Origin of the sequence: Streptomyces sp. T12 (assembly GCF_028736035.1) — a bacterium.
In the GTDB taxonomy this organism is placed as follows: domain Bacteria; phylum Actinomycetota; class Actinomycetes; order Streptomycetales; family Streptomycetaceae; genus Streptomyces.
The window spans coordinates 603171-629917 of record NZ_CP117866.1; the positions used below are offsets into that span (position 1 = coordinate 603171).

Annotated in this window: 21 protein-coding genes; 19 read left to right on the top strand and 2 right to left on the bottom strand. The window is 68.4% G+C overall.

Translation table 11 applies throughout. The annotated features are described in order from the left end of the window. Positions 1-182 precede the first annotated feature (182 nt). The 18 genes from PBV52_RS02755 to PBV52_RS02840 all read left to right on the top strand — a co-directional run bounded on the left by PBV52_RS02755 (position 183) and on the right by PBV52_RS02840 (position 23232). Positions 183-1067, top strand: coding sequence for a hypothetical protein (locus PBV52_RS02755; RefSeq protein ID WP_274236647.1), 885 nt, complete (start codon positions 183-185; stop codon positions 1065-1067). Continuing rightward, the gene (locus PBV52_RS02760; protein WP_274236648.1) at positions 1064-1351 is read left to right on the top strand and encodes a hypothetical protein; all 288 of its coding nucleotides are present in this window, start codon (positions 1064-1066) and stop codon (positions 1349-1351) included. Before PBV52_RS02755 ends, PBV52_RS02760 begins: the two co-directional genes overlap by 4 nt. A gap of 200 nt (positions 1352-1551) precedes the next feature. Then, positions 1552-2913, top strand: a complete 1362-nt coding sequence (locus PBV52_RS02765) for a glycine cleavage T C-terminal barrel domain-containing protein (protein WP_274236649.1) — start codon at positions 1552-1554, stop codon at positions 2911-2913. 92 nt (positions 2914-3005) lie between these two features. Further along, positions 3006-4031, top strand: coding sequence for an alcohol dehydrogenase catalytic domain-containing protein (locus PBV52_RS02770; protein ID WP_274236650.1), 1026 nt, complete (start codon positions 3006-3008; stop codon positions 4029-4031). Between the two features lie 98 nt (positions 4032-4129). After that, positions 4130-4753 carry a TetR/AcrR family transcriptional regulator gene (locus PBV52_RS02775; protein WP_274236651.1) on the top strand — a complete coding sequence of 208 codons (624 nt, stop codon included), beginning with the start codon at positions 4130-4132 and terminating at the stop codon, positions 4751-4753. 825 nt (positions 4754-5578) lie between these two features. Further along, positions 5579-6976, top strand: a complete 1398-nt coding sequence (locus PBV52_RS02780; protein ID WP_274236652.1) for an alpha/beta hydrolase family protein — start codon at positions 5579-5581, stop codon at positions 6974-6976. A gap of 161 nt (positions 6977-7137) precedes the next feature. Next, positions 7138-7710, top strand: coding sequence for a TetR/AcrR family transcriptional regulator (locus tag PBV52_RS02785; RefSeq protein ID WP_274236653.1), 573 nt, complete (start codon positions 7138-7140; stop codon positions 7708-7710). Between the two features lie 328 nt (positions 7711-8038). Then, positions 8039-9085 carry a pyridoxal phosphate-dependent aminotransferase gene (locus tag PBV52_RS02790; RefSeq protein ID WP_274236654.1) on the top strand — a complete coding sequence of 349 codons (1047 nt, stop codon included), beginning with the start codon at positions 8039-8041 and terminating at the stop codon, positions 9083-9085. Between the two features lie 510 nt (positions 9086-9595). Then, the gene (locus PBV52_RS02795; RefSeq protein WP_274236655.1) at positions 9596-10870 is read left to right on the top strand and encodes an ABC transporter substrate-binding protein; all 1275 of its coding nucleotides are present in this window, start codon (positions 9596-9598) and stop codon (positions 10868-10870) included. 214 nt (positions 10871-11084) lie between these two features. After that, positions 11085-12035: a carbohydrate ABC transporter permease gene (locus PBV52_RS02800; protein WP_274236656.1), complete on the top strand. Its 951-nt coding sequence runs from the start codon at positions 11085-11087 to the stop codon at positions 12033-12035. Beyond that, positions 12032-12925 (top strand): carbohydrate ABC transporter permease, encoded by an 894-nt coding sequence (locus tag PBV52_RS02805; RefSeq protein ID WP_274236657.1) that lies wholly within the window; start codon positions 12032-12034, stop codon positions 12923-12925. The genes PBV52_RS02800 and PBV52_RS02805 overlap by 4 nt, the downstream gene beginning before the upstream one ends. Positions 12926-13039: 114 nt before the next feature. Then, positions 13040-14029, top strand: coding sequence for an alpha/beta hydrolase (locus PBV52_RS02810; protein ID WP_274236658.1), 990 nt, complete (start codon positions 13040-13042; stop codon positions 14027-14029). Next, the gene (locus PBV52_RS02815; RefSeq protein WP_274236659.1) at positions 14026-14766 is read left to right on the top strand and encodes a sugar phosphate isomerase/epimerase; all 741 of its coding nucleotides are present in this window, start codon (positions 14026-14028) and stop codon (positions 14764-14766) included. Before PBV52_RS02810 ends, PBV52_RS02815 begins: the two co-directional genes overlap by 4 nt. Beyond that, entirely contained in the window at positions 14763-15857 is a 1095-nt protein-coding gene (locus PBV52_RS02820) for a Gfo/Idh/MocA family protein (RefSeq protein WP_274236660.1), read from the top strand. The genes PBV52_RS02815 and PBV52_RS02820 overlap by 4 nt, the downstream gene beginning before the upstream one ends. A 23-nt stretch (positions 15858-15880) precedes the next feature. After that, positions 15881-18352: a glycoside hydrolase family 2 TIM barrel-domain containing protein gene (locus PBV52_RS02825; protein ID WP_274236661.1), complete on the top strand. Its 2472-nt coding sequence runs from the start codon at positions 15881-15883 to the stop codon at positions 18350-18352. Further along, positions 18349-18999 carry an RraA family protein gene (locus tag PBV52_RS02830; RefSeq protein ID WP_274236662.1) on the top strand — a complete coding sequence of 217 codons (651 nt, stop codon included), beginning with the start codon at positions 18349-18351 and terminating at the stop codon, positions 18997-18999. Before PBV52_RS02825 ends, PBV52_RS02830 begins: the two co-directional genes overlap by 4 nt. Positions 19000-19008: 9 nt before the next feature. Beyond that, entirely contained in the window at positions 19009-19623 is a 615-nt protein-coding gene (locus PBV52_RS02835) for a TetR/AcrR family transcriptional regulator (protein WP_274236663.1), read from the top strand. A gap of 78 nt (positions 19624-19701) precedes the next feature. Further along, positions 19702-23232, top strand: coding sequence for an indolepyruvate ferredoxin oxidoreductase family protein (locus PBV52_RS02840; RefSeq protein WP_274236664.1), 3531 nt, complete (start codon positions 19702-19704; stop codon positions 23230-23232). On the opposite strand, the gene PBV52_RS02845 is transcribed toward PBV52_RS02840, so the two are convergent. Together PBV52_RS02845 and PBV52_RS02850 are read right to left on the bottom strand one after the other, a co-directional pair. Continuing rightward, on the bottom strand, positions 23148-24035 hold the full coding sequence (locus PBV52_RS02845) for an alpha-L-rhamnosidase C-terminal domain-containing protein (RefSeq protein ID WP_274236665.1): 888 nt from the start codon (positions 24033-24035) through the stop codon (positions 23148-23150). The genes PBV52_RS02840 and PBV52_RS02845 overlap by 85 nt on opposite strands. Next, positions 24032-24178: a hypothetical protein gene (locus PBV52_RS02850; protein WP_274236666.1), complete on the bottom strand. Its 147-nt coding sequence runs from the start codon at positions 24176-24178 to the stop codon at positions 24032-24034. Before PBV52_RS02850 ends, PBV52_RS02845 begins: the two co-directional genes overlap by 4 nt. A gap of 292 nt (positions 24179-24470) precedes the next feature. Here PBV52_RS02850 and PBV52_RS02855 point away from each other — a divergent pair, with 292 nt between their 5' ends. Then, positions 24471-26666: an MMPL family transporter gene (locus PBV52_RS02855; protein ID WP_274236667.1), complete on the top strand. Its 2196-nt coding sequence runs from the start codon at positions 24471-24473 to the stop codon at positions 26664-26666. The last annotated feature ends 81 nt before the right edge of the window (positions 26667-26747 follow it).

Genomic DNA, 26747 nt, shown 5'->3' on the forward strand with positions numbered 1-26747 from the left:
GTCCTCCGGGGAACGGAACGTCACACGACGAACGTCGTCGGACCATCCGCTCCGTGGATAGTGCGCATACCGGTTCCGCTATTCCACAACGACGTCGCACCGCTCACGCTGTTACCACCGAATGTGGAGATCCCCTCTGTACGGCTGGTCTGCCTGGAGGGTTCCATGCTGAAAGGTGAGCGATGGCCAGCGTCGTCCAAGTGCTGTGCACTCCCCATGACCCGCTGCTCCCCGGCGTTGCCGCCGGCGGGTCGGCGGCTCCCGAGCCGCTGCGGCGATCAATAGCCCATTTCGCGGAACTGCGCGCACGGCTCGCCGCCGCGCGGCCCGACGTGCTGGTGGTGGTCTCCGGGGACCACTTCAACCAGTGGTTCTACGACAACATGCCGACGTTCCTGATCGGCAAGGCGGTCCGGGCACGTGGCCCGTTCCCGCACGAGCAGGAGCTGTTCGGCATCGGGCCCTACGACACCGCCTTGGAAGGGGACATCGCGCGGCACCTGCTGCGCGGCGGCTTCGAGCGCGGGATCGACTTCTCCTACAGCGACGACTTCCTGCTCGACCACGGGTTCACCGTCCCGTTGAGCTTCCTCAGGCCCGAGCAGGACCTACCGGTCGTTCCGATCTTCACCAACGTGATGGCTCCGCCGGTGGCCACCGGGCGTCGTTTCTACGACCTCGGCGCCGCCATCGTCGAGATGGTGGAGGCGCACCCCGCCGACCTGCGGGTGGCGATCATCGCCAGCGGGCACCTGTCCAACGCGATCGGCAACCCGGCCATGGCACGGTTCCAGACCGAGCCGGAGACAGAGTGGGACAGACGGGTATGGGAGCAGATCACCGCCGGTGACACCGAGTCGCTGATCAAGGAGACCACCTACGAGTCGCTGGCAGCGATCGGCAGCGGCACCCCTGGATTCCTCGACTTCCTCTTCGCGCTCGGCGCTGTGGGCGGAGTCACCCCGGACTACGCCGAGAAGGTAGCCAGCACCTTCGCCCCGCCGACCGGTTTCCTGGCCTGGGGTGACCATGCGTCCGCCCCCGCATCGGAGGTGGTGGCCCCATGAGCCGGTACGCCACCAACCGAGTGCTGTGGGAGGTCGCCGCCGACGGCGACCTGGCGCAGCAGCTGAAGGAAGTCCCGGAGGCCGCCCTCGCCGACCGCGACCTGACCGACCAGGAGCGCGAGGCGTTGGCCAGGACCGACATCCGCAAGTTGTTCCAGCTCGGTGTCCACCCCTTCCTGCTCTACAACTTCGCCCTCCGGCTGAACGGCGGCTTCTCCATGGAATGGATGGCGTCCTACCTGGAGCAGCTGAAGGGCCTGGAAGTCGGCGACGTGACGACCTGACCGCGTGACCAGGGCGGCGTATCGACGGCGAGGCCCCTCGGCCGCCGAACCCGGCCAAGCAGTCGTCGCCTGCCGACACAGCGGCACAGGCCGCGCCGTCCAGCTTTCTCGTGAGTATGTCGCTCAGCGAAATGACGGCTTCCCGGCGAAACAACTCCGGGTCAGAAATGCCGTACCACCATCACCGCCGGAGGAATTCCATGGAGCATCTGATCGACCGGCAGCGCGCCCGCTACCAGGCTTTGCTGGAACTGGCCGACCGTCCCTTCGACGTGGAGCGGCCGGCGGTGTTCAGCCCGGCGGCCGCCGCCCAGGACGAGGCGAACGTCAAGGGTCTGCTCTTCCGGTGGACGCCCGTTTTCATCCCGTACGAGTACACCAGCTGGGGCGAGGAGAGCCTGGCCCATGTGCAGTCGTGCTACATCGGCGACTGGTCGGCCATCGGCAAGCTCCGCGTCCACGGGACCGAGGCCCTGACCGCGCTCACCCGCATCGGCATGAACAACCTGTCACGCTTCGAGCCCGGCCAGATCAAGCATCACGTCCAGCTGGACGAACGCGGCCACATCGCCTCCGAGGGCCTGCTGTACCGGGTGGCCGAGGAGGAGTTCGTCTACAGCGGCGGCGGCGTCGACTGGACCGCCTGGCAGATCGACCAGGGCGGCTGGGACGCCAAGAGCGAGGTGATCAGCCCCGACATGTTCATCTTCGAGATCCAGGGGCCGACGTCGCTGTTCGCACTCGAGGCAGCGACCGGCGAGAGCCTGCGCGACATCGGCTTCAACCGGAGCCGCATGACCAGTATCAGCGGCATCCCCGTGCGGATTCTGCGCTCGGGGATCTCCGGGGAGCTGGGGTACGAACTGCACGGGTCCGCCGACGACGCCAACGCGATCTGGACGGCGGTCGTCGAGGCCGGGGCCGAGCACGGCATCCGCCAACTGGGGATGCGCTCCCAACTCGTGGCCCACATCGAGGCGGGCATCGCGACCGTCGGCATCGACTACCTGCCTTCGTCGATCATCACGCCGGGGGCGCCCAGGCTCTTTCCCCGCGGGATGCCGGACGGCAGTTTCATCCCGACCGACGTGACGGAGTACTTCCGCCGCCCCGGTGAGCTCGGCTGGGGCCGTCGCGGAGCCCTCACCTCCGACGACTTCATCGGACGCGACGCGCTGGCCGCGGAGGCGGCCGAAGGCGGCCCGGCGCGCCACCTGGCAGGCCTGCACTGGAACAACGAGGACGTGATCGCCCTGTTCGCCTCCCAGTTCGGCGACGGCCCGTTGCCCGATCCCATGGAGATGCCGCGCAAGATCGGCGCCAGCCTCGACCAGGTGCTGGTCAACGGACACCCGGTAGGCGTCTCGACCTCCCGCACGTACAGCACGCACCTGCGCCGCACCATCTCCCTCTGCGTCATCGATCGCGACCTGGCGGCACCGGGCACCGAGGTGACGGTGCTGTGGGGGAACCCCGGCACCGTCCAGCGCGAGCTCCGCGCCACCGTCACCTCCCTGCCCATGAAGGAGGACCGCCGTCGCACCGACGTCAGCACGCTGTGACCCTGTCGTGACGCGCTCGTACCTCCTGCGCCGTCGGTGGTCGACGACATCCGCGCCCTCCTTTCATCCGTCGCACAAGAAAGGTGAACTCCGTGAAGGCAGCCGTGATACCCGAGGTCAACGGCAGGTGGGAACTGCGCGAGGTGCCTACTCCGCAGCCGGGGCCCGGCGAGGTGCTGATGCGGGTGCGCGCCTCCGGCGTATGCGTCAACGACGTCCTGGCCACCACCGGGGCGATCCGGTTCCCCTCGGTCGACCCGGCGATCACCGGACACGAGCCAGCGGGCGAGGTCGTCGCGGTCGGGCCGGGGGTCACCACGCGCCGCGTCGGTGACCGGGTGGGAACCCACTGGGTCCGGGCCGCCTGCGGACGGTGCGATTACTGCCGTCTGGGCCTGCCGGTGACCGGGCAGGCCGCCTTCGCGTGCGCGGCACCCACCACGACCGGTTTCAGCGTGCAGGGCGGACACGCCGAGTACATGGTCGTGGGCGCCGACGAGACCGTACTCCTGCCCGACGGGCTCCCCTTCGAGTTGGCCGCGCCCATGCTGTGCGCGGGCTACACGGGCTGGTCCGCCCTGCGCGCCGGGGAGCCTCAGCCGCACGAGCGGGTCGCCGTGCTCGGCATCGGCGCGGTGGGCCATCTGGCGGTGCAGTTCGCGCACGCCTGCGGTCTCGAGACGATCGCGATGACGAGCTCGCCGGACAAACACGACGTGGTACGGCGACTGGGTGCGGACGAGGTCGTGGCGAACGGCGCCGAATTGCGCGCAGCGGGCGGCGCCGACGTCATCTTGGCGACCGGCACGTCGTATCCGGCCGCGGCGGAGGCGCTGACGGGCCTGCGGCCCGGCGGGCGACTGGTCCTGTCGGGCATCGACCCCACCGCCCCCTTCACCGTCCCACCCTCCGGCAGGGGCCTTCCGTTCATCGGCACTCGCATGCAGGTGATCGGTTCCACCCACAACGGGCCGCAGTACCTCCGGGAGGCCCTCGACCTCGCCGCCGCGGGAAAGGTCACCCCCATGGTCGAGACGTTCCCGAAGGAGGAGGTGGCCACGGTGGTCGACAAGGTCGCCAAGGGCGCCGTCCGCTTCCGCGCGGTGGTCAGCTACTAGGAGGTCGTTCGGGCGACGGCCTCGCCGCCTCTCCACGCTAAAACAGTGGCCCGTTGACAAATTCAGTCAGGGCCAAGGTACCGCTCTATGCTCGGCCCGTGACAAAGCAGGCGAAGACAGCGAGCAGCGGGGCCCGCGGCCCCCGGGGGTCCTACGCGAAGACCGCGGAGGTGCGGCAGAAGATCCTCGACGCCTGCGTCGAGGCATTCGGCGCCGGAGGCTTCCACGGCGCCACCATGAAGGACATCGCAGAGCGGGCCGGCATCAGCCAGACCGGCCTGCTGCACCACTTCGGCAGCAAGGCGGAACTGCTGGTCGAGGTTCTCGCCGCACACGAGCGGGAGACGGCCGCGATCGTCCGGGAAGCCGATGACCTGGATGTTCTGCAGACTCAACTGCGGGTCGTGCGCGCCAACAAGGCCCGACCCGGGCTGATCCAGCTGCACAGCATCATCTCGAGCGAGGCCACGGCCGACGGGCATCCCGCTCACGAGCTGTACCGGGCCCGCTACGACAACCTGCGCCTGCACCTGACCCGGATCTTCGCCGAGTTGCGCGGTCGCGGTCGCCTGAAGGTCGACACCAGGCCGGAGGTCCTCGCGAACCTGCTCATCGCAGCCGTCGACGGACTCCAGATGCAGTGGCTGTACAACCCGGGCGCGGTGGACGTGTCGACAGGCATCGAGGCTTTCCTCGCAGGAGTGGTCGACGACGAGGCCTGAGAACTTCCGTGCGACTGAAACCGTGTGCTAGCGTCCACCTCAATCTCGAAATGCGAATCTAATTTCGAGATTGAGGTGGACGGTTCGCCCGATCGCGCACCCGCAGTCAAGGAGACCTCACATGCCTCGCTCTCGGCCATCCGAGGCTCGCACCCCGGCCGAGACATCCGATGCGTCTGCGCCGTTGGCCGATACCGCCGCGCCGGCACCGAGCGCGGTCCAGCATGTGACCTCGTCCGGTACCGGTCCGCGGCGAAGGCCCCGAACCGGCCGCCCGGCTCTCTGCCGGGCTCGTCGATACGCGCCCCCGGCCGCACCCGGCGTGGCGGCCGCCGGCGAACACTTCCCCGGCCACGGCACATCCGAAGGCGCAGGCGACCAAGCCATCGAGCGGATCGGCCGACGTGCCTTCGTCGACGAGCACCTTGCCGACACGGATCGAAGACCCCGGCGACGCCCCCGCTGAAAGCCGCCGAGGCGCGGCCGACTTGTGTGCCCGCGCACCGGCGAGACCGGGATCCGGCTCCTCGTCGGCGATGAGCGAGCCACGAGCGTGCGCGCGCCTGGCCGGCCGACCCGTCTCGAAACGACTTGAGCGCACGATGCCAGAAGCCCGCAGCGGCATCGACGGCGGCGGAGGGTCACGGAGACGGTCGCAGCGCGCGGCTACGACATCCACGGACGCCGCGCCCCCGTTCATCGCCGAACACCGAAACGTCGGCACGCCGATCCCGGAGACGACAGCCGCCGTCCCGTGCCTCCCTGGGCGCCGCGAGCCCACTACGGACACAGAAGCGAAACATGACCACATGGAGGCGGACCATCTTGAACGGCAGGCGCGTGAGGATTCCCGCGGCACTCGCTCTGGGGGCGGTGATGGTCTTCGGATGCGGTCACCCTCCCGCCCTGACAGCCGAGGCAGCCGAGCCAACCCACACCGAAACCGGCATCGCGCTGGCGAATCAGAAGCGTCTCTCGCCGCGGCTCAGCGAGCTGACCTTCACCTCGTCCGCGCTCGACGGCACGACCAAGGTGCGTGTACTGCTCCCCCGCGGCTACGACGCGCAGAAGGGGCGCCGTTACCCCGTGCTGTACCTCTACCACGGTGGAGGGCAGAGCGCTGCGAGCTGGACACAGGACGGTGCCGCGGAGGAGATCACGGCCGGCCTGCCCGCGATCGTGGTGATGCCGGACGCCGGCTCCACGGAGTGGTATGCCGACTGGTGGAACAACGGTCACCGCGGTCGGCCGATGTGGGAGACCTTCCACATCAACAGGCTCCTCCCCTGGGTGGACGAGCACTACCGCACGATCCCCGAGCGCGGGGCGCGGGCTGCCGCCGGACTGTCGATGGGCGGGTTCGGGGCCGTCTCGTACGCCGCCCGGCACCCCGACCTCTTCGGTGCCGTCGGCTCGTTCTCCGGCGACGTCGACCACCGGAACGTCCAGATGCGCACCATCATCGAGCAGCTCCACCCCTCCCTCTGGGGCCCGCGGGCGACGCAGGAAGTCCGCTGGCGCGGGGACAACCCCTGGGACCTGGCGGCCAATCTGGCCCACACGGACGTGTCCCTGTACACGGGCAACGGACGACCCCGGCGCGACGGCGAGGCCGTGGACCCCACGGAACAAAGAATCCGGCAGGAAAACGTGTCCTTCCACGAGCGCCTGCTGGATCTCGACATCCGGCACCGGTGGCACGACTACGGACCCGGCAGCCACACATGGCCCTACTGGCAGGCCGACCTCCGAGGCTGGATACCGCACCTGAAGTCCTACTTCGCCCGCCACTCGCAGCACCGCGCCACTCCCCGGTCGTTCACCTTCTCGTCGATCAGGCCGCAGTACAGCGCCTACGGCTGGACCGTACGGATGCGGCGGGACGTCACCGAGTTCAGTGCGCTGAACGTTGCGCGCCAGCGCCGCTTCACGGTGGTCGGAAACGGCTCGGCCACGGTACTGACGCCCTCACTGGCTCGACCGGGCACGCGGTATCACGTCACGATCCGCGACCACGCTGGCGCTTCAGCGCGGTCGGCCACCGCCGACGCCCAGGGGCGCTTGACGATTCCGCTCACACTGGGCCCCGGCAACCCTCACCAGCAGTACTCGCCGCGGGCCGAGACGTCGAGCACGGGCCCCAGCCCTGACCACGTGCCGTTCCACACCAGGGGTAACAGCTCCCGCTTCAACCGGGCCGAGGTGACGATCCTCCCGCGTTGAGATCTGCGCACATCCCGGCACCGGGCAAGGCCCCGCCGCTTGAGCGACTCGGACGGACCTCACTATCGTCTTGCCCAGAGGTGAGACACCTCTCTCCGATGAGGCATCCCGGGAGGCTCCCCCTGACGGTCAAGAACGAGGAACAGGGTGCTGGGCGCGGCATGCGCCGCGACGCGGTCCGCAACCGGCGCAAGCTCCTGGAGGCCGTGGGGGAAGCCCTCAGGACCGAGCCCGGCGCGATGACCATGGCGGTCATCGCGGAGCGGGCCGACCTGTCGCTGGCCACGGCCTACCGGTACTTCCCGTCGGTCGAGGAGCTCCTCAAGGCCTACCTGCTCGGCGTGATCGTCCAGCTGCGCAACTACAGCCACGACTGCCCCAAGACCGGCCCGGACCTGTTCGAGGAGGTCGTCCGGGAGTGGGCTCGTCTGGTCCGCAGCTACGGCCCCGCCATGGTCCAGATCCGATCGCGCACGGGGTTCCTCACCCGCCTGCGCGACAACGACGAGGTGATCACCCCGGTCCGGGACGCCTGGGAGCGCCCCATTCGCAGTGTGATGAGGCGCCTGGACGTGCCGGATGAGCATTTCGATCACGCGTTGTTCCTGTACAACGCCATGTTCGATCCACGCGAGATCCTGGACCTGATCAGCACCGGCCTCCCGGAGGAGGAAGCGATCAGCCGTCTGACGGCGGCCTACTACGGGGCTCTCCAGGGCTGGGCCGGCGCCTGAGGCACACGATCGGCAGCCGGTGAGGGGCGGCTCCCCCTGGGGGCCGTAGCTCAGCACCAGGAACCAACCACCCACGGCATCTGCGGTGGGCTTCAGGCATGCCCATGTGCAACCACCTGCCTACGGCCGATCCAGCCGCGCCCCCACCCTTGAACCGCTCATCACGATGTGAGAATGTTCTCGCACTTTACATCCGTCGTGACCCCCTGGAGATCGGATGAGCGCCCTCCCCTCCCGAACGGCCAGCTCTCTCCCGGAACGCATCAGAGCAGCGTCGAGGCGACCCAGAACACTGGGCGGTGCGGTGCCGGGCGCCATCTCTCTGGCCATGGGTGAACCGGACAGCAACACACCGCAGCCAGTGGTGGAGGCTGCCGTCCGGGCGTTGCGCGCCGGTCGCACTCGTTACTCGCAGATCACAGGGTCGCCGGATCTCCGGCAGGAGATCGCCTCCCACCTGGCGCGTTTCCAGGGCCTCGGGGTCGACCCGGCGAATGTCGTCGTCACTCACGGAGGCAGCGCCGGCCTCGCAGCCACCGTCCTCGCTCTGCTGAACCCGGGCGATCGAGTGCTGCTCCCCGAACCGACCTACTCCCTGTACGCGGACCACGCGGCCATGGCAGGGGCCAAGGCCGAGTGGATCTCCACGCGGCCTGACGGCTCGATCGACCTGCACAAACTCGCGGCGGCCGCAGCGGGTGCCCGCATGCTCATCCTGTGCAATCCCGTGAACCCCACCGGAATGGTGTTCTCCAAGGCCGATATCGAAGGAGTCGGCGCCATTCTCCGCGATCACCCCGACCTCTACCTCCTGTCGGACGAGGCATACAGCGACATCGTCTTCGACGAGATCGCGTTCACCTCGGCATCTGAACTGATCTCCGTGCGGGACCGGGTGGTGCTCTCCGGCACGTTCTCCAAGTCGTACTCGATGACCGGCTGGCGCATCGGTTTCATCTGCGCCGCCGCCGCTGTCGCCGAAAAGATCAACCTCGTTCACCGCACGATCAACGGGCCTCTGAACACCTTCGTCCAGGACGCAGCCGTCGAGGCGCTACGCATTCCCGACAAAGATCTGCACGCACTCTCGGCGCGCTTCCAGCGCCGCCGAGATCTGGTCATGCAGCACCTCGACGGTCTCGATGCGGTGAGCGTCGTCCGGCCTCTCGGAGCGTTCTACGCATTCCCCCGTATCGACAGCGCCCTGTCCTCCGTCGAACTCGTGCAACGGCTCGCCGACGGAGGTGTGCTCGTACGCGCCGGGTCCGAATTCGGCCCGTCGGGCGAGGGACACGTACGCCTGTCCTTCGCCACGGACGAGGCCGCACTCGAAGAGGGTCTGCGCCGCTTTACGCACGTCATCAACGCGCTTTAGCACTGCCCCTCGATTTCGATCACATATCAGCTCGGCCGACAGCGCACATACACATAGACCCCGGAGATCTCGAGTGCGCCACAGAGGTCCCGAAGTCCGTGCTGCCCAGCAACCCTTTCAGCGAAGAGCCAAGCTCTTCACCAAAAGTCGACGAGAAAGCGTTGACAGGCGGCGCACCCGGCCCCATAGTCGACGCAACTGAGATTCGCTTCGCACTTCAGAGTGAGCCGCTCGGTTCGAACGCAAGCACTCCGAGCCTCGGACGCTGCTCTGCGGTGCCAGTGCATCACCTAGGCCAGACGGGCCAACAAGGGCTGGCGCACACCTCAAGTGAAACCCCAATCGCAAGCCGTTCGGCAGTGTTCGTAGGGATGAGTCCCCGATGGCGGGAAGCTCTCAACGACTCCGTGCGCGACACGCCGCTCGCAGATCAACCGGCAGGCTCCGCAAGGCGGACGGCCGACGGAAGGAGTTCCCATGGCTTCACGGTGGGTGAAGGGGGCTGGGGTCATGTTGGCCGTTGCCTCGCTCGTCACGCTTAGCGCCTGTAGCGGTTCCGGCGACTCGGGCGGTTCGAGTTCCGGCGGCAAGCCGGTGACGGTGGAGTTCTGGGGGGCGGCGGTCGGCCTCGACAAGTCCGTGGCGCTGTGGAACAAGTCCCACCCCGACATCAAGGTCAAGTACAGCCAGATCCCGGCGGGCAGCATCGGCGGCTACGCCAAGATGCAGAACGCGGTGAAGGCCGGCAACGCGCCCTGCCTCGGACAGGTGGGCTACGACACCCTGTCGAACTTCATCGCCACCGGCGCGCTGGAGGACATCCACGAGTACGCCGATGCCAGCAAGGACAAGTTCGTGCCGTGGACCTGGCAGATGTCCAGCGTCGGCGACAGGGTGTTCGGCATCCCGGTCGACACCGGGCCCATGGCGATGTACTACCGCACCGACCTGTTCAAGAAGTACAAGATCTCGCCACCGAAGACCTGGGACGATTTCGCCGCGGCCGCGCAGAAGGTGCACAGCGCCAACCCCTCGGCCTACCTGACGACCACGCCGCAGGACGCCTATGACCTGGGGGCGCTGACCTGGCAGGCCGGAGGCAAGTGGTTCGGTACCGCGAACGACCGGTGGCAGGTGACCATCGACAACCCGCAGACGAGCAAGGTCGCGCAGTACTGGCAGGGCCTGCTGGACAAGAAGCTGGTCACCAGTGACCCGATGCTGGACACGGCCTGGTTCAAGAAGGTGCAGGACGGGCAGTTGCTGTCGCTCGTCAGCGCCGTGTGGGCGGCTCCGCTGATCTCCAAGAACCTGCCCGAGCTGTCCGGCAAGTGGGCCGTGGCTCCCATGCCCCAGTGGTCCGCCGGGCAGAAGGCGGCCGGTAACCGCGGAGGCTCGGCGACCGTGGTGCTCAAGGGGTGCGAGCACCCGAAGGAAGCCACGGAGTTCGCGACCTGGATGAGCACCGACAGCGACAGCGTCACCAGTCTGATCAAGAACACGGGCATCTACCCGGCCGCTACGAGCGGACAGCAGCTGCCTGCCGTGGACCAGCCGTCGGCGTACTTCGGTGGACAGAACATCTACGACGTGTTCAAGACAGCGGCCGCGAACACGAGCACAGGCTGGGTGTGGGGCCCGACGATGAGCCAGGTTCAGTCCGACATGAAGGACGGGCTCAAGAAGGCCGGAGCCGGGCAGGGCACCATCCCGAAGACCGTCACCTCCGTCCAGGACAGCACCGTCGCGGCCATGAAGAGCCAGGGGCTGAGCGTCGGGAAGTGACGCGGGCGGTGAACGACGGCGGGCGCCCGGCGGTCTTCCTGACCTGCCGGGCGCCGGCGCCGCGGCTTCACGCCCTCGGCCCCGGCATGCGGGGGTCCGTCCTCCCCCGTGCCACCACCGCCCGCGCCCCCGCAGGGCGACGACCAGCCCGACCAGCATCAATGACCAGCCGGTCCCTCACTTCACGGGACCACTTCACGAGCAAGGAGCAGGCATGGCGACAAGAACGCCTGGCGACGCTCTCGCCCACCCCATCGCCGGCTCGGCAGCGAAGCGTGTCCCCGGCCGTGGCCACACTCGTTCCGCGGTGCTCTTCCTGGCACCGTTCGGGCTGCTGTTCACGGCGATGTTGCTCGCACCGATCGGCTACGCGGTGTACCAGAGCTTCTTCAGGACGCACCGCAGCGGCCTCGGACTGGGACCGTCGACGACTGTCTTCGCCGGGTTCGACAACTATGTGACGGCTCTGCACGACAGCCGGTTCATGTCGTCGTTCCTGCGGGTGTTCACGCTCGGCATCGTGCAGGTGCCGGTGATGCTGGGCCTGGCGCTCCTGCTGGCGCTGCTGCTGGACTCGCGTGGCGCCGTGTTCAAGAAGTTCTTCCGGCAGATCTACTTCCTGCCCTACGCGCTGCCGGGCGTGATCGCCGCGATCATGTGGTCGTTCCTGTACGCACCGAGCGTCAGCCCGTTCACCGCTGCCCTGCGGCACGTCGGGCTCGAAGTGAACTTCCTGTCCGGCGACCTCGTGCTCGCCTCGATCGGCAACATGATGACGTGGGCCTGGACCGGCTTCAACATGCTGATCATCTACTCGGCCTTGCAGGCGATCCCCGGCGAACTCACCGAAGCCGCTGTGATGGACGGCTGTTCCGGGTGGCGGGTCGCCTGGCACGTGAAGATTCCCGCGGTACGGCCGGCGCTGATCCTCACCACCGTGTTCTCCATCATCGGTACCGCCCAGCTGTTCAACGAGCCCGCGGTGCTGAGTCAGGTCGCCCCGACCGTCTCCCCGACCTACACACCGATCCTGGCCACACAGCAGTCGGCGGACATCAACAACTACAACTACGCGGCCACCCAGTCGGTCATCCTCGCCCTGCTGACCTTCGTGCTGTCGTTCGGCTTCCTCAAGTTCACCCAGCGGAAGGGCACCTTCGCATGACGACCGTCACTCCCTCAGCAGCACGTGCCGCCGCCGGGCCTCCCGGGCGACTGCGTACGTCATCGCTGGCCGGCCGGGCGGGCGTGTTCGCGGTCATGGCGCTCTTCGCCCTGTACACGCTCATCCCGGTCTGGTGGCTGCTGGTCACCGCGACGAAGAACAGCGGCTACCTGTTCACCACGAACGGGCTGTGGTTCTCCCACTTCGACCTGTGGACCAACATCCGTGACGTCTTCCAGGAACAGGACGGCATCTTCGCCCGATGGCTGCTGAACAGCGCCCTCTACAGCATCGGCGGCGCGGCGGTGAGCACGACGCTGTCCGCCATGGCCGGGTACGCGCTGGCCAAGTACCCCTTCCGCGGTCGCGACCTGACCTTCAACGTCATCCTCGGCGCCGTCCTGATCCCGGACGTCATGTTCGCGCTGCCCCTGTACCTGATGTTCAGTCAGGTCCACCTCGTCAACACCTACTGGGCCGTCTTCCTGCCCAGCGTCGTCAGCCCGTTCGGGGTCTACCTGTCGCGCATCTACGCCGGAGCGTCGGTACCGGACGAACTGATCGAGGCCGCGCGACTCGACGGTGCCGGCGAGGCCCGGATCTTCTGGCGGGTCGCCATGCCGATCATGTCGCCCGCGCTGGTCACCATCTTCCTGTTCCAGTTCGTCAGCATCTGGAACAACTACCTGCTGCCCCTGCTCATGCTCAACAGCGACGAACTCCAGCCGGTCACCGTCGGGCTGGCCAACTGGAGGGAAGGGGTGAACCAAGGCATCCCCTACAACATCACCATCACCGGCGCGTTCCTCTCGGTGATCCCTCTGATCGTCGCGTTTCTCGTCTTGCAGCGGTTCTGGCGCTCCGGACTGGCCGCCGGGAGCGTGAAGTAGGCCTGCCCGCCCGGCAATTCCGGCCGGCCACGAGGCTGAGCGAACATCCCCCGCCGCCGCCCGCCTACGCGCGCTGCACCCGATTCCCCCCGCACCCCTGGAGACCCGACCCTGATGGCCCTGCACCCCAGCATCTCCGCCCGGCTCAGCCTGATCGAGGACCTCCCGTCCTGGCGCGAGGCACTCGCCGATCCGGCTGTGCAACCGCGCCTCCAGGAATACCGGACCTGGGAGGCGGCTCCGGCACTGCCCTCCGTCGAAACCAGCGACGAGAGCATTCCCGGCCCGCACGGCCCGACAACCGTCCGCGTCTACCGACCGCCGTCAGCACCGCAGCGGCCTCGCCCCGGCCTGGTCTGGGTGCACGGCGGCGGATGGGTCTTCGGCGATCTCGACATGCACGAGGCCGACTGGACCGCCCGCGAGGTGTGCGCCAGGGCCGATGCCGTGGTCGTGAGCGTGGACTACCGGCTCGCGGTCGACGGCGTGACGTATCCGGTGCCGCACGACGACGTCGTGGCGGGCGTCCGATGGGTGCGCGAGAACGCCGCGGTGCTCGGCATCGAACCGGCGCGGCTCACCGTCGGTGGCGCGAGCGCGGGGGCGAACCTCGCCGCAGGAGCCGTACTTCGCCTGCGGGACGACGACAACTGGCTGCCCGCCACCCTGGTACTGGCCTATGCGACCATGCACTCCGTCTCGCCGCCCCTCGCGCCGCCGCTGGCCGAGGCGTTCGCGCCGTTGCCGCGCATGGTCCGGATCCTGCCGAAGGACGTGACCGAGATGACGGCCAACTACCTGGGCGGCACGCCGGATCCGCACGGCTACGCCTTCCCCGCGGGCGCCGTCCTGGACGGACTCTGTCCCACCCTGGTACTCGACGCCGAGTACGACGATCTGCGCGCCAGCAGCGAGGCGTTCGCGGCCGCACTCGTGAAGTCGGGCGTACCCGTGCGGCATGTCACGGTGCCCGGAGTACTGCACGGCTTCCTGAACCTGCCCTCTTCAGTTGAACCGGTGGACCAGGCGCTCGCTGTCCTGGCCGAGACGGTGGCAACGGCTCATGCGGGAGAACTCTCGCCGGACCAGGGAGAACGCGGATGACGGAGCGCCTGTACTCAGTGCAGCTCTATACGCTGCGCAACGCCATCACGACCGATCTCCCTGGGACGCTGGCGCGCGTCGCCGCGATGGGATTCGAGAACGTGGAGCTGTGGAGGTTCGAGCAGTACCGCGACGCGTACCGGCGTGCGCTGGCCGAGACACCTCTGTGCCCGCTCAGCGCACACGCGAGCCTTGTCGATGGAAATGCCTCCGCGGCTGTCCGCGTGGCAGCAGAGTTCGGAATCGGCACGCTCATCGAACCGCACATCATCGCTCAGCGCTGGACCACTCGGGCGGACATCGAAGCGGCAGCCGCGAGTCTGAACGCCGTCGCGAGGCTTGCCCGGGACGCAGGCGTCACCATCGGGTACCACAACCACGACCATGAGGTCCGTCAGGGCTTCGGCGGCAGGACCGGCCTCGAAGTCTTCGCGGAGGCGCTGGACGAGGACGTCGTCCTGGAACTCGACACCTTCTGGGCCGAGGTCGGTGGCGCTTCCGCCGTGGAGTTGATCTCCCGGCTCGGGGCGCGCGTCAAGTTCCTGCACCTCAAGGACGGCCCGTACACCACAGCCCTCCTGGAGCAGCAGCCGGTCGGCCAGGGTGCGATGCCGGTGGCGGACATCCTGAAGGCCGCACCGGACGCGGTCCGCGTCGTGGAACTGGACGACTACGTGGGCGACCCGTTCGAAGCCGTGCAGCAGAGCCTGCGTTATCTGGTGGAGGTCGACCGGTGAACTCCAAGCGAGTGGGTGTCGGCGTCATCGGCGCCGGCGTCATCAGCAGCCACTACCTCGAGAACCTGACGCGGTTCCCTGATCTGAACGTGATCGCGATAGCGGACCTCGACCATGAGCGCGCCCGTGCTCGTGCGCGGGAGTTCGGGTTGCGGCCCCTGCTCGTCCACGAGCTCCTGGCCCACGACGACATCGAGATCGTGCTGAACCTCACCGTCCCCGCCGCCCACTTCGACGTGTCGGCCCGGATCCTCGCGAGCGGCAAGCACGTCTGGAGCGAGAAGCCCCTCGCCATCAGCCGCCGCGAAGCACGGTTGCTGCTGGACAAGGCCGGTCGGAGAGGACTTCGCGTGGCCTGCGCGCCCGACACGTTCCTCGGTGGTGCCCTGCAGACGGCACAACGAGCGGTCCTCGCGGGCCGCATCGGCGAACCGAAGAGCGCGCTGGCGATCATGCAGTCCCCAGGGCCGGAAGGCACCCACCCGAATCCCGCCTTCTATTACGACCAGGGAGCCGGCCCGCTGCTGGACATGGGGCCGTACCACGTCACCGCGCTCGTGCAGACCTTGGGTGCCGTCCGGCGCGTGAGCTCGGTTTCCTCAACCGCACGAGCCGTAAGGCGCGTCCTCGTCGGCGCGGGCGCAGGGACCGAGTTCGACGTGCGCGTACCGAGTCAGCACATGGCTCTGCTCGAGTTCGCCTCCGGCGCTCGGGCGACCCTCGTCACGAGCTTCGATTCGGGGATCCGCCGCGACCTCCTCGAACTGCACGGCACGGAAGCCTCACTCGAGGTCCCCGACCCCAACCGCTTCGCTGGAACAGGCAGGTTCGTCCCTCTCCATGCGGAACCGGAAGACGTACCCGCTGTCGGGTCCACGTGGGGCCGGGGAGTGGGGGTGCTGGACCTCGCTCGCTCGATACGCGACGACGTACCGGAACGCGCCTCCGGCGCTCTCGCCTGCCACGTTCTCGACGTGCTCCTCGCCATCGAGGAGGCGGCACGGGCCGGGACACCGCTGACCCTCGAATCCACCGTGGCATCGCCGGCCCCCCTGGACGAGAACTGGGACCCCACGGCCGCGACCCTCTAGAACGATCGAGCAAGGAAGTTCCAATGATCCGCATCCCGTTCAACGACGCGTGGCGCGTCGGCCCTCTCGTGTCCGTTCACGAGGCGATCGTGGTCGCCGGTGCCGGCGAGGAAGAAGTCACCCTGCCGCACGACGCCATGCTGGGGGGAGGGCGGTCCGCGGAGAACTCCGGTGGACCGCAGACGGGCTACTTCCGCGACGGAAAGTGGACCTACGAGAAGCAGTTGGACGTTCCGGAGGAATGGGCGACGAAGCGAGTCACCTTCGAGTTCGAAGGTGTCTACCGCGACGCGATGGTCTACATCAACGGTGCTCTCGCCGGTCAGTGGGCGGGCGGATACTCCCGCTTCCACGTCAGCGCGGACCCCTTCCTGCAGTACGGCCGGGCCAACACCGTCCGGGTGGACGCACAGGCACACCAGGACTCCCGCTGGTACTCGGGGGGCGGCCTTCACCGTCCCGTCAGCGTCCTCGTCGGCGACCTCGTCCACGTCACCCCGACCGGGCTGCGACTCACCACGCCGGACATCGACGCCGATCTCGCCACCGTGGTGGCGGCGACCGAGATCCTCAACGAGGACGTCTCCACTCGCGTCGTCGAAGTGCTTCTGGAAATCCTGGACGCCGGGGGCGAGGTGGTGGCGTCCGACCGGGCCCGGGTCACGCTCCTGGCGGGCGAAGGGATCACCACCCATCAGCGGGCCTACGTCCAGCGGCCGTCACTGTGGAGCGTCGACTCGCCCCACCTCTACCACGCTTCCGTGCGCCTCTTTGACGACAGCGGCCCGCTCGACGAGGCTTCCACGCACTTCGGTATCCGCACCGTCACCGCCGACCCGATCCGCGGCCTGCGGATCAACGGCGAGACCGTCAAGCTCCGCGGCGGTGCGATCCACCACGACAACGGCATCCTCGGCGCCGCCGACTTCGCCGACGCCGCCGAACGGCGGGTGCGGATGCTGAAGGCCGCGGGCTTCAACGCCGTACGCTCCGCGCACAACCCGATGAGCATTGCCCTGCTCGACGCGTGCGACCGTCTCGGCATGCTCGTCATGGACGAGCTGTTCGACGTGTGGACGGTCGCGAAGTCCGGTGACGACTACTCGCGCAGATTCCCGCAGTGGTGGGAACGCGACGTCGACTCGCTCGTGGCGAAGGACTTCAACCACCCCAGCGTGATCATGTACTCGATCGGCAACGAGATCATCGAAGCCGGAACCCCGCACGGTACGCGCCTGGGCCGCCAGATCGCCGATCGGGTGCGCGCGCAGGACCCCACCCGCCTGGTCACCCACGCGCTCCAGGGCATGTACATCGCCCGCGACAAGATCCCCGCGCTGAAGGCCGAACTGGGCCAGGACGCCGCCCCTGTCCGGGGCCTGAACGACTACCTGGGCCAGGTGACACACCTGATCGACGCCCTCATGGCCTCGCCGGTCGTCGGAGAACGACTCGTCGAACCCGCCTCCGTTCTCGACGTCGTGGGGCTCAACTACGGCGAGAGCCGGTACGTGCTGGACAAGGAGGCGTACCCCAACCGCGTGGTCGTGGGCTCGGAGACATTCCCGACGAAGATCGACCGGCTGTGGCAGCTCGTCACCGAGAACCCCCACGTCATCGGCGACTTCACCTGGACCGCATGGGACTTCCTCGGCGAGGTCGGAACCGGCCGGCACGTCTATCCCGAGGACCAGCAGGTACACCGCGCCCCCTACCCGTGGCTCACCGCCGAGTGCGGGGACATCGACATCATCGGGCAGCGTCACCCGATCTCCTACTACCGCGAGATCGTCTACGGGCTCACACAGACGCCCTACCTCGCCGTGCGACGCCCCCGGGAGGACGGTTACGTCATCAAGCCCAGGGCATGGACCTGGGCCGATGTCTTCCCCAGCTGGACCTTCGAGGCTCCTGTCGGCTCGCCGCTCCATGTCGAGGCGTACGCGGCGGCCGAGGAGGTCGAGTTCCGGCTCAACGGCACCACCGTCGCGACCGTGCCCGTCGGCACCGAGCGGAACTTCGTCGCCGAAGCCGACGTGCCCTACGAGCCCGGTCTCCTGGAGGTCGTGGCGTACCGCGACGGAGCGGAGGTGGGACGCTCGGCGCTGCGCACCGCCGGCGAACCCACGCACCTGAGCCTGGAGACGGACCGCACCGAACTCGGCGCCGATCCGCAGCGGTTGGTCCACATCGACATCACCCTGATCGACGACAACGGTGTACTCAACCCGAACCGGGACACAAAGATCACGATCCAGGTCGACGGTCCCGGTGTCCTCCAAGGATTCGGTACGGGAGCGCCGTCCACCGAGGAGAGCTTCCTCGACGATTCCGCCACGTCGTTCAAGGGACGTGCCCTGGCGATCGTCCGGGCCACCGGGGAAACGGGACGGATCACCGTCACAGCCCGGGCGCACGGACTCCCGGACGCCTCCCTCGAGATCGACGTCGTCCAGGCACCCATTCATCACGTGACAGGGGAAGGACAGAAATGACCTACGCGCCGACATCGGCCGGTTCGCCCAACATCGAGGTCGGCCCGAAGTGGCAGCGTCCTGACGGGGAGTTGCTCGCACAGTTCCAGCGGCACTCGGTCGCGAACATCGGAGACGCACTCGGGCGCCTCGGCATGCCCGACGGTGGCATCACACCCCTCTGGGACGGCTGCCGTGCCGTGGGCAGCGCCCTGACGGTCCTGACGGTCGCCGGAGACGATCTGGCCGTGATCGACGCCGTCGCGCACATCGAACCCGGCGACTTCCTCGTCATCAACGGATTCGGTTACCCGGGCCGGGCCGTGATGGGCGACATCCTCACCCAGTACTTCTCCTCGCGGGGTGCCGTAGGAGCGATCGTCGACGGAGCGGTCAGGGACCGCGACGAGATCCGGCAGCAGCAGTTCCCCGTTTGGTCGCGCTCGGTCACGCCGGCAGGGCCCTGGAAACACGGCCCGGGAGCCGTCGGGACGCCCGTCGCCATCGGCGGTGTCGTCATCACCCCCGGTGACGTGGTCGTGGCCGACGCCGACGGCATCGTCGCAGTGCCCCTGAAGAAGGCGTATGACATCGCCGCCGAGCTGGCGCGGATCGCGGAATCCGAGCAGGGCATGCGCACGCAGGCCAAGCAGGCGCCCACGAAATGAGCCGCGGACATGAAGAGGACGCGCATGCGCAGGGATCAGCGGTTGAACAACGCCAAGCTGATCCAGGCCGCCGCAGAGCTTTTCGAGCGTTGCGAGCAGCCGATCAGCCTCGCCGACATCGCTCGGCAGGCGGATGTGTCGGTCGCGACGGCTTACCGGCACTTCGAGTCCGCGGACGACGCCCTCAGCGCCTACCGACGGGACATCGTGGGCAAGTTCCGCGATCACAGTCTCGAGCAGCCGAGCAACGGTCTGGCCCTGCTCGAGAGTGTCTGCGGCTTCTGGGTGGACCTCATCCTCGCCGAAGGCGCGGCGCTGGTGCACCGCCGGTCCTCGGAAGGGTTCCTCGCGCGGTACAAGGCCCAGGAGCCGTACTTGGAAGGCCAGGCGGAGGCCCTCGCCCGCCCCATCCGCGAACTCGTGGCGATTCTCGGGGTGGGCGAGCTCGTCGGCGTCGAGGACGAGGCCGCCTTCCTGTGGAACGTCCTCTTCGACCCTCGGGAGATCTTCGACCTGCGTGACACGCTCTCACTGCCGCCCGCTCAGATCACGCGCCGACTGGTATCGGCGTTCCGCGGCGCACTGCTCGGCTGGGCGACTGCTCGGCTGGGCGAACCAGCCTGACCGCGAGGAAGCCGTCTCTCCGCACGCGCAGACGGGCGGGACCTTCAGCAGCCCCAGATTGTTGTGAGGAAGAGGACGATGACTGCACCCATCACCGAGACCGGGCAGCCGGGCAGCCGACGCTTCCGTCTGGATGACCGCTACCGCCGCGAGGAAGGCGTCGTGCACCTCTCCGGGATCCAGGCTCTCGTCCGCGTTCTGCTGGACCGCTCCCGGCGTGACAACACGAACGGACTGCATACCGCGACATTCGTCTCGGGATACGAGGGATCACCACTCGCCGGCTACGACATCGAGTTGGGCCGACGCGGGGCGTTGTTGCACGAGCACGACATCGTCCACAAACCGGGGCTGAACGAGGAGCTCGCCGCGACCGCCGTCATGGGCAGCCAGTTGGCCGGCCAGGTCAGCGCTTCGCGGTGCGACGGCGTCGTGGGCATCTGGTACGGCAAGTCCCCCGGCCTCGATCGCGCCTCCGACGCTCTCCGCCACGCGAACCTGGTGGGAACCGACCCTTCCGGCGGTGCGGTCGCGCTGGTCGGCGACGACCCGGGAGCCAAGTCGTCCAGCGTGCCGTGTGCCAGCGAGGCGACGCTCGCGGACCTGGCGATCCCGACGCTGTACCCGGCCGATGCCCAGGACGTCCTCGACTTCGGGCTCCACGCGCAGTTCCTCTCCCGGTTCAGCGGCCTGTGGTCGGGCCTGAAGATCACTACCGCCGTGGCGGACTCAGCGTCCACGGCCGTCGTGGCACGCGATCGGATCACGGGCACCGAGGGCGACGGGAGCCCCAGCCCGCACAAGCCGAGCTCCATGCTCCTGGGCGCCAACCTCATGGCCCTCGAACGCAGCCTGCACGACATCCGCCTCCCTCGTGCCGTGGCGTACGCCCGCCTCAACCGCCTCAACCGCCTGGTCCAGCGCGGGCCGTCGGACACCATCGGCATCCTGACATCCGGCAAGACCTACCTCGACGTCCGCGAGGCCCTCCGCATCATCGGCCTCACCGACACAGACCTCGCACGGTACGGCATCAGGATCCTCAAGCTCGGCATGGTCTTCCCCCTCGAACGCGACGCCGTCATCGAGTTCGCGGACGGTCTCGACCAGCTGGTCGTCGTCGAGGAGAAACGGCCGTTCCTCGAAACCGCCGTCAAGGAGATCCTCTACGGCCGCCCCAACGCCCCGGTCGTCCACGGCAAACAGGACCAGGACGGGCAATCGCTGTTCAGTCGCTCAGGAGAGCTCGACGTGGACAGCATCGCCACCGGACTGTCCAGGGTGCTCGCTCCGCTCGGCATCGAAGCCGCCCGCGCATGGCGTCAGCGGCCCAAAGCGCGTTCGACGTTGGCGCTGCCGCTTCTGGCCCGCAGCCCGTACTACTGCTCGGGGTGTCCGCACAACACCTCGACCACCGCCGGCGGGGACTCACTGGTCGGCGCTGGGATCGGCTGCCACTCCATGGTCGTGTTCATGGATCCCGAACAGGTCGGCTCGGTCGTCGGCATGACCCAGATGGGCGGGGAAGGTGCTCAGTGGATCGGAATGGAGCCGTTCGTCGACGCCGACCACTTCGTGCAGAACATCGGTGACGGCACCTTCATGCATTCGGGCAGTCTGGCCGTCCGGGCAGCGGTCGCCGCGGGGGTGAACGTCACGTTCAAGCTGCTCTACAACGGAACGGTCGCCATGACCGGCGGCCAGGACGCCGTCGGTGCCCTGCCGGTCGACCGGCTCGCCGCCATGCTGCTGCACGAAGGCGTCGCCAAAGTGATCATCACGACAGAGGACCGGGCCCGCATCCCGCGGGCCCGGCTTCCGAAGTCGGTGAAGGTTCTGGACCGGGCCGAGATCGAGGGAGCGCTGGCGGAGCTGAAGGCCACTGCCGGTGTCACGGTCCTCATCCATGACCAGGAATGCGCCGCCGAGAAACGGCGTGCGCGTCGGCGCGGCAAGGCCGAGGCGCCGACGACGCGCGTGTGGATCAACGAGCGCATCTGCGAGGGCTGCGGTGACTGCGGCCGCAAGTCGAACTGTCTGTCGGTTCACCCGGTCTCGACCGAGTTCGGCCGCAAGACCAGGATCGACCAGTCCTCGTGCAACCTGGACTATTCGTGTCTCGACGGCGACTGCCCGGCGTTCATGACCATCACGCCCGCCGGCAAGCCGAAGCACGCCGACCTTCCCGCCCTGGGGGCCACCGACATCGCCGAGCCGGCCCGCACGGCCGGCGCCGACTCCTTCGGCATGCGGATCACCGGGATCGGGGGAACCGGCATCGTCACCATCTCGCAGGTGCTGGCGACCGCGGCCGTCATCGACGGCCGCCACGCCCGCAGCCTCGACCAGACCGGACTGGCCCAGAAGGGCGGCGCGGTCGTCTCCGACATCAAGATCACTGATGATGTCGTCGAACAGGGCGCCAAGATCGCCGAGGGACAATGCGACCTCTACCTCGCGTGCGATCCGCTCGTCGCGACCGACCCGAAGTACCTCTCCGTCGCCTCCGCGGATCGCACCGTCGCCGTCATGACCACAACCGAGATACCCACCGGCCAGATGGTGGTCGACACGACCGTCAGCTTCCCGGCTCCCGATGTCGTACGTCATGCCGTCCACGACGCAATGCGCCGGCTCATCGCTCTGGACTCCGGCTCGCTGGCCACGCAGCTCTTCGACGACGAGCAGTACGCCAACATGCTCCTGGTGGGTGCCGCTTACCAGACCGGGCTGCTGCCGATGGCGGCTTCGGCCATCGAAGAGGCCATCACCCTGAACGCAGTCGCCGTCGAACGCAATATGCAGGCCTTCCGGCGAGGCCGCCAGGCGGTCGCCGACCCCGAGGCGCTGAGTGCCGCGCTTGCCGACCCGACGCTCCCAGACGTGGAACTGCGGCTGCCCGCCGGGACCACCGAGCTCGTGGCGTTGGTCACCGATGATGAGGAATCGGAGCTGCATCGCCTCCTCACCGTGCGTGTGGCCGACCTCATCGACTACCAGGACAGGCGCTACGCCCGCGCCTACGTCGACTTCGTCCAGACGGTGGCAGCCACGGAGCGCGCTGCCGCCGACGGCTCGACCGAGCTGACCGAGGCTGTCGCCCGCTGTCTCCACAAGCTCATGGCATACAAGGACGAGTACGAGGTCGCACGACTCGCCATCGACCCAGCCGTGGACGACCACATCACCGCGGCATTCGGAAGCGCGAGCCGACGCTCCTACCGCCTGCATCCGCCCGTCCTGCGAGCCCTGGGCATGGAAAGGAAGGTCGCTCTCGGAAGCTGGTTCCGCCCGGTCCTCAAACTGCTGCATGGGCTGCGGCGCGTTCGAGGAACCCGCCTCGACGTGTTCGGACTCCAGCACGTGCGACGCATCGAGCGTGAACTCGTCGTCGAGTACCGGGAGTCGATCAAGACCGCGCTCGCGCTCCTGAACGAGGAGAACCTGGCCGAGGTCCGCCGGCTCGCGGAACTGCCCGATGCGGTCCGTGGATACGAAGGCGTCAAACTCGCGGCCATTGAGCGCTACCAGGCCGAACAGGCGCGCATACTCGGCGAGTTGCGGGAGAGCGCGGACCCCGTCCCGACGGAAGCCGGGCAGGGCCGTTGAACTCGATGTGAGGCAGGCCGTCTCGCGGGAGCCATCGGCTCAGGGAGTACGGCCGCGTCCGGCCCGGAGGCTCGCCCACAGGTCCGTTGCCCCGCCCCGGACGCGCGCATGGTGAAACTGACACCATGCCGGTTCGGTACGGGACCCGGTCGGCATGATTGGCCACGCCAGCGAGACGCCCAGTTGTTCGGTTCCGTGATCGCCCGCCGTGCGGCTGCTTCATTCCCGTGGCAGCGATTCCCTTGACGAGGTAGCGCCGGCCGACCAAGAGGACGACGAAGAGCGGGATCAGCCTGATGACGGACATCGCGAACCGCGTTCCCAGGGAACGGTGGCCGAGGACGACCTCGTCGCCGGCCACGAGCGTGAGGGCGGCCCGGATTTCTCGTCTCGAGGGAGACCGAGGTGGCGGCCCCACCGTGGGCCACGGCATCCATCAGTTCCACTTCGCCGTCACTGCTGCGGCTTGGCAACAAGATCGGGAGGCCCACCGACGCAGAATGTGTGGGTGCCCGCGCCGAGTTCGACCACGTCCCCTTCCCCGGGTGGCGAGAACAGTCCGCCGATACCTCGCCGTGCGAGGTGGCCAGTCTGGTGGAGGCCGAGGTCAGCCCACCGCCGGGTCTGGGCGCCACGAGCACGCGCCGGTAGCCCGGTTCGAGGGGGGCGAGGTGTGGGGCTGCGGGGGCAGCGACATGGCGGGCGGGCGAGGCAGGCGCCGTCGTGACTACGGATACCCGCGCCGGGCCACCTCGCGGAGATGTCCGCAGGCTGCGTGAGTCATCACCGATGTCCCTGCTCATGTGCCGAACTGTCCCGGGTCGCTGCAGTGGTCGACGCGTTGAGCCGCGCCCTGTTCCGCCCGCTCACGCGCCAGGAGCCCGCGCCGCTCCTCCCGGTGCTCGCGCTGTGCGACCGGGTCGGGGACGGGCGCGGCGACCAACAACGGCCTTGGGTGTAGGGGTGTCGGGGCGTAGCGGTCGCCTGCCCGGCGGCTCCGGTGTCGACGATCTCACCGCCTCGGCTCGCGCCTCAGGCCTGCTCACCACGTCTGGACCAGCGGTTTCCGCTCCGCCCACAGGGGGGGCACCCCATTTCTTCGCCACCGCGTCTGCTGCGATCGCAGTAGGCGCAAGTGTCTGCGAACGGCCAATGACGAGAGGCCGGAGAACTGCGAGCGTGAGGGTGGGCCGTGATCACCGGCTCCGTTGCATGGCATTTTCTGGAAAGGCACGTCGATGTCCCCTCTCGCCCGCTGGTGTCATAGGCACCGGCTCGCCGTCGTCCTGCTCTGGGTGGGCCTGTTGCTCGCCCTGGGAGCCGGGGTCGGCGCCGCCGGCAGCGCCTTCGGCAACAGCCCGACCTCACAGGACACCGACTCGGCCAAGGCCACGGCCCTGCTGCAGCAGGCCTCCGACAGCGCCGCGGGCAAGAGCGGCCGGGTGGTCTGGCAGCTGGACGGCGGCGAGGTCACCGAGCCCGCCGCCGAGAAGGCGATGACCGGCACGCTCAAGGGCATCGCCGACGCGCCGGGCGTCGCCGCGGTGACCAGCCCCTACACACCCGTCGGCAAGGGACAGATCAGCAAGGACGGCAGGACCGCCTACGCGACGGTCGCGTTCGACCAGGACGTCTCGGACGCCCAGCTGGACCACGTGAAGGAACTCGCCACCGAACCGGAGACGGGGAGCCTGCACATCGCCCTCAACGGGCAGGCGTTCACCGTCAACCCGGAGCCGAACGCGGTCGCCGACGCCATGGGCATCGTCCTCGCCTTCATCGTGCTGCTGTTCGTCTTCCGGGCGGTCTGGGTGGCGGCGCTGCCCATCATCACGGCCGTCATCGGCGTCGGCACCTCCGCGGTCACGGTGATGCTGCTCAGCCACGTCATCACGCTCTCCGACACGACGCTGACCCTCGGCTCGCTGATCGGCCTGGGCGTGGGCATCGACTACGCGCTGTTCATCGTCAACCGGCACCGCGCCAACCTGATGGCCGGTATGAGCGTCGCCGAGTCGGTCGCCAAGTCCCTCAACACCTCCGGGCGGGCCGTGGTCTTCGCCGGGCTCACCGTCGTCGTCGCGCTGCTCGGCATGCTCACCCTGAACGTCGGCATCATCAACGGCATGGCGATCGGCGCCGCCGTCACCGTGGTGCTGACCGTCCTGGCCGCCATCACCCTGCTGCCTGCGCTGCTCGGGATGATCGGTCCGCGCGTCCTCAGCCGCATGGAGCGCCGCGAGATGGCCGGCTGGACACAGCCGCGCTCTTCGGGCCGCACCGGCGTGTGGGGCCGGTGGGCCGAGCGGGTGCAGGCCAGGCCCAGGACTCTGGGTCTCGTCGCCCTGGCCGTGTTGACGGCGCTCGCGTTCCCGACGCTCTCCCTGCGCCTCGGCGCGTCCGACGACGGCAACCTGCCCACGTCCTCGACGAACCGTCAGGCGTACGACATGATCGCCGGCGGCTTCGGCCCCGGCTTCAACGGCCCGCTCGTCCTGGCCGTCCAGGCACCCACCGCCGCCGACAAGGCAGCCGAGGCGAAGCTGGTCACCGCTCTCGGAAAGGTCGACGGTGTCGCCAGTGCCAACGCCGCGCCCATGACGGACGGGCAGACCGTCGGAGTGGTCTCCGTCGTCCCGACGACCTCCCCGCAGTCCGAAGCCACCTCCGACCTGATCCACCACCTGCGTGACGACGTGATCCCCGAGGCCGAGCAGGGGACGTCGATGAAGGTCTACGTGGGCGGTGTCACCGCGAGCAACGACGACTTCGCCTCGGTCCTGATGGGCAAGCTGCCCGTCTTCGTGCTGGTGATCGCCGCGCTCGGCTTCCTGCTGCTGACCGTCGCCTTCCGCAGCCTGCTCATCCCGGCGGTCGGCGCCGTGCTCAACATCCTCAGCATCGGAGTGGCGTTCGGCGCGATCGTGGTCGTCTTCCAGTACGGCTTCGGCGCCGGACTGCTCGGACTCGGCGCCGGCGGACCGATCGAGTCGTTCGTGCCGATCCTGGTCGTCGGCATCATGTTCGGCCTGTCCATGGACTACCAGGTCTTCCTCGTCAGCCGGATGCGCGAGGAGTGGTCCCACACCGGTGACAGCCACCGCGCGGTCCGGGTCGGGCAGGCCGAGACCGGCAAGGTCATCGCCGTGGCCGCCACCATCATGGTCTGCGTCTTCGGCTCCTTCGTGTTCGGCGGCATGCGAGTGATCTCGGAGTTCGGGGTCAGCCTCGCGGTGGCGGTCGCCGCGGACGCCCTGCTGATCCGCATGATGGTCGTCCCCGCCCTCATGCACCTGTGCGGGAAGGCGAACTGGTGGCTGCCCCGCAGTCTGGACAGGGCGCTGCCCAACGTGTCCGTGGAAGGCCCTGCCGACCAGCCGGCGCAGCCGCTGCACGCGGTGCCGGAGCGGGAGACCGCCGACCTGGCCAACTGACGGTCGGCACGACGGACCGATTTCCCGCACGGGCCGGGGGAAAACGGGGTGGCCCCGGATTCCGCCGGCCCGCGCTTCATA